This is a genomic window from Nocardiopsis sp. JB363, from assembly GCF_900143625.1.
Taxonomy (GTDB): Bacteria; Actinomycetota; Actinomycetes; order Streptosporangiales; family Streptosporangiaceae; genus Nocardiopsis.
On the sequence record NZ_FRFF01000095.1, the window covers coordinates 1 to 1,259 of the forward strand.

The following is a 1,259-nucleotide window of genomic DNA, read 5'->3' on the forward strand; positions in this document are numbered from 1 at the left end:
GGATCTGGGGGATGGGAGCGGCTACACCGGGCCGTTGGGGTCGTTCGGATTGAACTCGGGGATGTCCCCGGCCTCGGACTGGGCTTCGGCGGCCATTTCCAGGTCACCGTTGACGTAGGCGGTGGTGGCGTCGGAGGCGCCTTCGATCCCGCTGGCGGTCTTGGTGACCATCTTGCCCATCAGGTCGAAGTAGTGTTCGCAGAACTCGCTCAGGGCGACGCTGATCGGGAAGCTGTCGATGGTCTCGCTGACGTTCCCGACCGTGGTGGAAATGGTCTCCATGTGCCCGAGCATGCCTTCGGAGCCGCCTTCCTCACCGATGTGGTCGACGACTTCGGAGAGCACCCCGTTCACCTGGTCGGGGTTGATGGACCAGTCACTCACGTTCGTCCTCCCGGGGTGGGGGTCCGAAGGCCGAGGCCCGGAAGATCTCCAGTCCCTCCTCCGGTTCGGTGTCCTCGAAGGCCTCGCCTCGTGCGGCGACCGCGGCGGTATGGATCTGGACCGTGTGCCGTAACCGGTCGAGGCGGGCGAGGGCACGATGGGCGTCGGCGTTGGCACGGGTGTGCAGGCGTTCCTTGGCGGCGGCGATCAGCGTCGAAGGCGGCACCGGTCGTGGGACCCGATCCATCGGTGTGTCCTGGCCCTGCGGTGGGTCCGGCTGTTCGGAATGGACGATGGCGAACTTCATGTGCCTTCCTCCTCACTGTCCGAGTGTTCTCCCGCGCTGTCTGTTGCTCCACGAGCGCGTGTTGTTCGGGACCTCTCGCTTTCTATCGGTCGGCAGGACCGAGTGTCATCAAGGAATGAGTCACCACGGATGGAGGGTCGCCGGCCGCTCCAGGTCATGGGTTTTAAGGCGACGATCCGGTGGCCGAATCCGGCCAAGCGAAGAAATGCGGTTGACGGGAGGGTGTCCGGGCATTGGAGATGTGTCAGGGGGAGGTGATCACTCGCGTTGAGAGCGCCACCAAGGCGACCGGGGCGGTCCCCCCACTCGGTCCAGGGCACGATCGAGTGAGCCAGTTCTTTCCACGCCTCACCCACGGTGTCGCCATCAGTGGCCACCGGGTCCAGGACCGAGAACAGCGTCTCGGACTCCGGGGCGGAGTAGGATCCATTCAGCCCACCCCAGGAGCCGGTGGTGTCGTTGCCGGTGCCAGCGATCGAGGTACCCAACTCACGCAACCCCGAGGCCATGGCGTTGACGTAGTCGACCGACACCGATGGGTCGGGGAAGAGGGGAACCGGGGGTGAGG

2 protein-coding genes are annotated in these 1,259 nt (G+C 65.4%); both read right to left on the reverse strand.

Features of this window, described 5'->3' with window-relative positions:
• Positions 1 to 21: 21 nt before the first annotated feature.
• Positions 22 to 384 (reverse strand): DUF6507 family protein, encoded by a 363-nt coding sequence (locus BQ8420_RS13955; RefSeq protein WP_087099146.1) that lies wholly within the window; start codon positions 382 to 384, stop codon positions 22 to 24.
• Positions 377 to 691 carry a hypothetical protein gene (locus BQ8420_RS13960; protein ID WP_087099148.1) on the reverse strand — a complete coding sequence of 105 codons (315 nt, stop codon included), beginning with the start codon at positions 689 to 691 and terminating at the stop codon, positions 377 to 379. Before BQ8420_RS13960 ends, BQ8420_RS13955 begins: the two co-directional genes overlap by 8 nt.
• Positions 692 to 1,259: the final 568 nt, after the last annotated feature.